The 4,901-nt window shown below is 71.8% G+C and carries 4 protein-coding genes; all 4 read left to right on the top strand.

Annotated elements, in window-relative coordinates; translation table 11 throughout:
• A partial coding sequence (locus GWI24_RS40285) for an alpha-L-fucosidase (protein WP_210950981.1) occupies nt 1–1,528 on the top strand: 1,528 nt, incomplete at its 5' end.
• 94 nt (nt 1,529–1,622) lie between these two features.
• Nucleotides 1,623–1,865 carry a hypothetical protein gene (locus GWI24_RS40280; protein WP_014060726.1) on the top strand — a complete coding sequence of 81 codons (243 nt, stop codon included), beginning with the start codon at nt 1,623–1,625 and terminating at the stop codon, nt 1,863–1,865.
• A gap of 260 nt (nt 1,866–2,125) precedes the next feature.
• Nucleotides 2,126–3,100: an acyl-ACP desaturase gene (locus GWI24_RS40275; protein ID WP_210950980.1), complete on the top strand. Its 975-nt coding sequence runs from the start codon at nt 2,126–2,128 to the stop codon at nt 3,098–3,100.
• A gap of 51 nt (nt 3,101–3,151) precedes the next feature.
• Nucleotides 3,152–4,885, top strand: coding sequence for a sel1 repeat family protein (locus tag GWI24_RS40270; RefSeq protein ID WP_308344253.1), 1,734 nt, complete (start codon nt 3,152–3,154; stop codon nt 4,883–4,885).
• Nucleotides 4,886–4,901: the final 16 nt, after the last annotated feature.

The following is a 4,901-nucleotide window of genomic DNA, read 5'->3' as shown; positions in this document are numbered from 1 at the left end:
CGCCCGCATCATCGACAAGGCCGCCCACACCGTCCCCACCCCTGGGCAGTGGGCCTGGCAGCAGCGCGAGATCACCGCCTTCACCCACTTCGGCATGAACACCATGACTGGCCGCCAGTGGGGCTCCGGAGCCGAGGACGAGAAGCTCTTCGACCCGCCCGAGCTCGCCATGGACCAGTGGATGCGGGCGTACAAGGCCGCCGGCGCCCGGCAGGTCATGCTCACCGCCAAGCACCACGACGGCTTCGCGCTCTACCCGAGCCGCTACACCGACCACGACGTCGAGGCCAGCCCCTGGTGGACGAGGGGCCCCGGCGGCCGGAACCCCGACGGCGATGTCCTGGGCGCGTACGTCAAGGCCGCCCGTAAGGCGGGACTCGAGGTCGGCGTGTACCTCTCGCCCGCGGACGGCGCCGAACTGCCGCACGCCTGGCACGCCCAGTGGGTCGAAAAGATCCGCGAGAAGCAGCAGAACGGCGAGGAGCTGTCGCTGCCCGAGCGGATGGCCCTGGAGGACGGCGACCGCGCACCCGCCGGTCAGGGCCGCTACGGCAACGGCAGCAAGCCCACCGAGCGCACCATCCCCACCCTCGTCCCCGGCGACGACCGGGCGGACAAGGTCGCCTCCGGCGCGCTGCCCACCTTCCGCTTCGCCGCCGACGACTACGACGCGTACTACCTCAACCAGATCTACGAGATCCTGACGCAGTACGGCCCCATCGACGAGTTCTGGCTGGACGGCGCCAACCCCTGGGGCGGTGCGGGCGTCACCCAGCACTACAACGTCAGGAACTGGTTCGAGCTGATCCACGCGCTCTCCCCGAAGTCCGTGATCTTCCAGGGCGCCCAGGGCGTGCGCTGGGTGGGCAACGAGGACGGCATCGCCCGGGAGACCGAGTGGTCGGTGACCCCGTCCGCGGTCGACCCGTGGACCGTCATCGGCGGCGGGCTGCCCAATGACTCCACCGACGCCGACATCGGCTCGCGGGCGAAACTGACCGCGCCGGGCGTGCGCTATCTGCAGTGGTACCCGGCCGAGGCCGATGTCTCGATCCGCCCCGGCTGGTTCCACGACCCCGCGGAGCGGCCCAAGACCCCGGACCAGCTGATGTCGCTGTACGAGCGCGGCGTGGGCCGCAACGCCTCGCTGCTGCTCAACGTGCCGCCCGCGAAGAACGGCCGGATCGACGACGCCGATATGGCCTCCCTTACGGCCTTCGGCAAGGCCGTAAGGACGACATACGGCACCGGCTCCCGGCCGGCCCCCGGCCATCCGGTGACCTTCGACCGGGTGCGGCTCGGCGAGGACATCCGCCAGGGGCAGCGGGTGGAGGAGTTCACCGTGCAGGCCCGGGTGGCGGGGAACTGGCGGGACATCGCCTCCGGGACGACCATCGGGGCCCGGCGGATCCTTCCGCTGGCCGCACCCGTCACCGCCGACGGGCTGCGGATACGCGTCCTCGCCTCCCGTGCCGCGCCACGGCTGCTGCCGCCCACGGTCCACCTCGGCGAGGCGGGCCGCCGCTGAGCCGGCGATCCGGGCCGTGTCATGGTCATCTCAGCACCGTATTAAGGGCCACCCCGGGCACGCGGCGCCGGGGGGCGTCGGATAACTTGAGTCCGTGAGCAACAAGGTCAAAAAGAACGCCGTGCGCGCCGGTGCAGTCATCGCCGCGACGACGGCGATGCTGCTGATGTCGTCCCCCGCGTTCGCGCTCACCCGCGACGACGGTGACGACCCGGGTCCGGGCCTGAGTGTCGCCGAGACACTGGGCCTCTATGTCGCTGCTCCGATCATCCTGTTCCTGGTGATCGCGGGTCTGGTGATGGCGGGAGACAGGAAGTCCCGTAAGCAGACCGACTGACGCGATCGATCGACGAAGCGCGCACGCCGCTGCGGAGCGCCCCGGCCATCCGGCCGGGGCGCTTTTGTTGTGTACGGGGCGACTCGCTCTACCGCCACGCCCGTCCCGTCGCCCCGGATCGCCAAGTGGGAGCGCGTCACGCCGAGTTCACCGCGTGCCATCCACAGGCCCTGGCCTGTTTATTTTCGCTTTAACCTACGGTGTCGTAACCTACGGTGCCGTAGGTATAGCCCGTCGCCCCCGTCCCATGGAGCCCCACCGTGACACTTGCCCCTTCCCACCGCCACGGTCAGGCCGTCTGGAGCGATACCCAGCTCCTGTACGCACTCGAAGAGGTCGTCGAGACCGAGCTCAACCGGCATCTGAAGGTCGCCAAGGAGTGGATGCCGCACGAGTACGTCCCGTGGAGCGACGGCCGGAACTTCGACGGGATCATGGGCGGTGAGGCATGGGCGCCCGACCAGTCCAAGGTCAGCGACGTCGGCCGGATAGCGCTGGTGGTCAACCTGCTCACCGAGGACAACCTCCCCAGCTACCACCACGAGATCGCGACCCTCTTCGGCCGGGACGGCGCCTGGGGCACCTGGGTGCACCGCTGGACGGCGGAGGAGGGGCGCCACGGCATCGTGATGCGTGACTACCTGCTGACCAGCCGCGCCGTCGACCCGGTGCAGCTGGAGCGGTTCCGCATGGAGCACATGTCCGAGGGCTTCGAATCGGACAACCAGCACAGCATGCTGCACACCGTGGCGTATGTCGCCTTCCAGGAGCTGGCCACCCGCGTCTCGCACCGCAACACCGGCCATCACTCCGGTGACCCGGTCTGCGACCGGATGCTGGCGCGCATCGCCACCGATGAGAACCTGCACATGATCTTCTACCGGAACCTGCTCGGAAAGGCGTTCGAGCTGGCCCCCGACCAGACCATGTGCGCCGTCCGCGATGTGGTGGTCAACTTCCGCATGCCGGGCCACGGGATGCCCGGCTTCGAGCGCGCCGCCGCTCAGATCGCCATCGGCGGCATCTACAACCTGCGCATCCACCACGACGACGTCCTCCAGCCGGTGCTGCGCTTCCTGAAGGTCCTGGAGATCGGCGGGCTCGGCCCGGAGGGGCTCAAGGCGCAGGAGGAACTGGGGCTCTACATGGGCGGATTGGACGACCAGGCCACCAAGTTCGACGAGCGGCGCGAGGCGCTGCTGGCCCGTCGCAGGGCCCGTGCCGAACGGGCGTGATCACTCTGGCACCATCAGGTGATGGTCGAACATTCATCGCAAGATGCGGCGGTGGATCCGGAAGCCGAAGCGGCCCGGCTGAGGGCCGCGGCGGCGGCCGGGAAGCCGGGCGCGTACCGGGCCTACGCCGAACTCCTCACCGGCCGGGGCCGCCTGGACGAGGCCCTGCCCTGGTGGGCCAGGGCCGCCGACGCCGGGGACGCGGACGCCTCGCGCACGCTCGCGATCTGCCATAAGGACCGCGGCGAGTTCGCCGAGGCCGAGCGGTGGTACCGCACGGCCGCCGATCGCGACGGCGGCTGTGCGTTCGGTCTGGCCCGGCTGCTGCAGGAGGCCGGTGACACGGCCGGCGCCGAGCGGTGGTACGAGCACGGGGCCGCGCTCGGCAGCGTCGAGTGCAGGACCAATGGCGCCGTGCTGCTGGCCGCGCGTGGCGAATGGGACACCGCACTGGAGCGGCTGGCCGAGGCGTCCGCCGAGGGCGACGACGTCGCCGCCCACAGCCGCCGGGCCATCCAGAGCATGCTGAGGGACCTGGACGGCTGGCGCGCGGCCCTCGCCCGGGCGGAGGCCGAGGGCGACCCCGAGGAGGCGTACGAGGCGCTGCGCGAGCTGCTCGACCCGGAGCGCAGGGCGATGTTCGAGCGCTACCCCCGGATGGTCGCGGAGGCCGAGGCGCTGTACGCCCGTGCGGCCGCGGTCGGCGGCGCCAAGGCACTGGTGGACCAGGCCCTCTTCATCGCCCGCGACGACAGCCGCTGGGCCGAGGCCCGCGCCCTGGTCGAACGCGCCCATGAGCGGGGCTACGACGGCGCGGCGTACGTCCTCGGCGTCTGGGCGGAGGAGAACGGCGAGCTCCGCACCGCCGAGGAGTGGTACCGCACGGCCGATGAGGCGGACGGCGGCCACATGTGGGCCTGCTTCAACCTCGGGGTGCTGTGCGTGCGGCAGCGGCGGCTCGAGGAGGCGGAGCGGTGGCTGCGGGCGACCGGTGCCGACGAGGAGTGTGCGGACCCGTTCGGCGAGGGCGAGGAGCGGATCGCCGCGGCGCTTCGGGACATCGCCGCGATCCGGGCCGACCCCGAGCGGATGCCGCCCGCCGAGTGGGAGGAGCGGCTGCCAGGGCTGCGGGCCCGCGCCGAGGAGGGCGGCCCGGACGCCTGGTTCGCGTACGCCGACGCGCTGGACCGGCTGTACCGGCTCCCGGAGGCCGCCGAGTGGTACCGCAAGGCGGGCACCCCGCGCGCCCTGCTCGCCCTCGGGCGGATGCTGTACGAGGGCGGCGGCGCCAAGGGGCTGCGGATGGTGCCGTACTACGAGCCCGCGGCGGCGGAGGGCGATGCCGGTGCGGCGTATGACATCGGCCGGATCTACGACGAGGCCCGGGACCGGCGCACCGCCCAGATCTGGTTCCGCCGGGCGGCCGACCTGGGGCATGGGCGCGCCGCGTGGTGGCTGGGCTGGACGTCGGAGGAGCGCGGCGGGGATCCGCAGCACGCCGAGCGCTGGTACGTGCGCGCCGCGCGCAGCGGGCTTGTACCGCCCGCGTTTCTGGCGGGGCGGAGCATGGTGCGGCGGGGGGCGTGTGCGGAGGCGGAGCCGCTGCTGAGGGTGGCGTGCGAGGGGGAGCACGAGGAGGCGCCGTACTGGCTGGCGGAAGCGTTGCGGGGGCTGGGGCGGACGGAGGAAGCGGAACGCTGGCTCCGGGTCGCGGCTGAGGCATACCCGGACCTCCTCCACCAATACGGCGAAATGGCCCGCCTAGCCTTACGAGACCCTGGCTGAGCCGGTTTGTGGGCAA

The organism is Streptomyces sp. MK37H, assembly GCF_018035285.1.
Classification (GTDB): domain Bacteria; phylum Actinomycetota; class Actinomycetes; order Streptomycetales; family Streptomycetaceae; genus Streptomyces; species Streptomyces endocoffeicus.
Note: the sequence above shows the minus strand (reverse complement) of the source record. Positions and strands in the feature narration are given on the sequence as shown.